The organism is Microbacterium sp. SD291, assembly GCF_017355365.1.
Taxonomy (GTDB): Bacteria; Actinomycetota; Actinomycetes; order Actinomycetales; family Microbacteriaceae; genus Microbacterium.
The window spans coordinates 1-1,493 of the sequence record NZ_JADIJR010000069.1; the positions used below are offsets into that span (position 1 = coordinate 1).

Here is a 1,493-nt window from a genome sequence, read left to right on the forward strand (position 1 = left end):
GGTCAAGTCCCGTGGAGTGGTGTAACCGTTTCGTGATCCTTCAAGGATGTGGGGGCTAGTTTTCGTTGTGATTGCAGATGCTCGCGACGAGCTCACTCACGGTGTCGGAGTACAGCCCAGGAGTGGGGGCGCTCATGCTGCGGCCCCGAGCTCGGGGAGCTCATGGTGCTGGCCGATAGTGTCGGTACCCACGAGCGTGAGGCGGCACCTCGCGAGAACGTCAAGACCGAGGTAACGACGACCCTCGGCCCATTCGTCAGACTGCTCCGCAAGAACGGCCCCGACGAGGCGGGTGATCGCGGCCCGGTTCGGGAAGATCCCCACCACATCGGTCCTGCGGCGGATCTCACGGTTCAGGCGCTCGTTCGGGTTATTCGACCAGATCTGCTGCCACACATCTTTCGGGAACGTGGTGAACGCGAGAATGTCAGCCCGGGCAGCATCGAGGTGGTCGTGCACTTCGGGGAGTTTGTCCTCGACGTAGTCCAGGAGCCGGTCGAATTGGGCCTCAACACTTTTCTGGTCGGGTTGGTCGTACACGGAATGCAGCATCGCTTTCACCGCCGGCCACATGCTCTTCGGGGTCACTGACATCAGGTTCGCAGCGTAGTGCGTGCGACACCGTTGCCACGACGTCCCAGGGAAGTTCGCGCGCATCGCTTCAACGAGGCCAGCGTGCGCGTCAGAGGTGATGAGTTTCACCCCGGTGAGGCCGCGCGCGACAAGGTCTGCGAAGAACCCGTTCCACGCCATCGTGGTCTCCGCGGTCGCCACTTGCATGCCCAGGACTTCCCGATGCCCGTCAGCGTTCACCCCGGTCGCGACGAGCACCATGGTGTTGATCACCCGCCCGCCCTCACGCACTTTCATCGTGAGTGCGTCGCACGCGACGAACGTGAACGGGCCGGCCTCACCTAACGGCCTCGTGCGAAACTCACGCACATGCTCGTCCATATCGGCGGCCATTCGGGAGACCTGCGACTTCGACAGGGAATGGATGCCAAGGGTCTTCACGAGTTTGTCCATCCGCCTCGTTGAGACGCCAGCGAGGTAGGCGTCAGCGACGACGGTGATCATCGCCGCTTCTGAGCGTTTGCGACGTTCGAGGAGCCACTCGGGGAAGTACGTGCCGGAGCGGAGCTTCGGGATCGCGACGTCTATGGTTCCGACACGCGTATCGAGTTCACGGGTGCGGTATCCGTTGCGGGAATTCACTCGGTCAGCAGAGGGCTTCCCGTACTCGGCGCCGCAGATCGCATCTGCTTCGGCTGAGAGGAGGGTGTTGATCATGGTTTGCAGCAGGGTGCGCATCAGATCCGGTGATGCGTCGCCCAGCGCGTTGGTGAGGACGGTGGCAGGGTCGACAATAGAGGGAGTGGTCATCGGTGTGACGCCTTTCGAGTGGGATGTGAGAGTTTCCTCGAAGGAAGATCCCGGTGGCCACGCTGACGTTTACTGGCCGGGATCGTTACACCACTCTACGGGGCACTACT

The 1,493-nt window shown here is 62.2% G+C and carries 1 protein-coding gene; it reads right to left on the bottom strand.

From position 1 onward, the window contains the following. Positions 1-132: 132 nt before the first annotated feature. Positions 133-1,383, bottom strand: coding sequence for an IS256 family transposase (locus IPV10_RS16795; RefSeq protein ID WP_193591830.1), 1,251 nt, complete (start codon positions 1,381-1,383; stop codon positions 133-135). Between the last annotated feature and the right edge of the window lie 110 nt (positions 1,384-1,493).

Bases quoted from the DNA above. Each gene is read 5' to 3' on its own strand.
- IPV10_RS16795 (WP_193591830.1), bottom strand. From the start codon at position 1,383: ATGACCACTCCCTCTATTGTCGACCCTGCCACCGTCCTCACCAACGCG.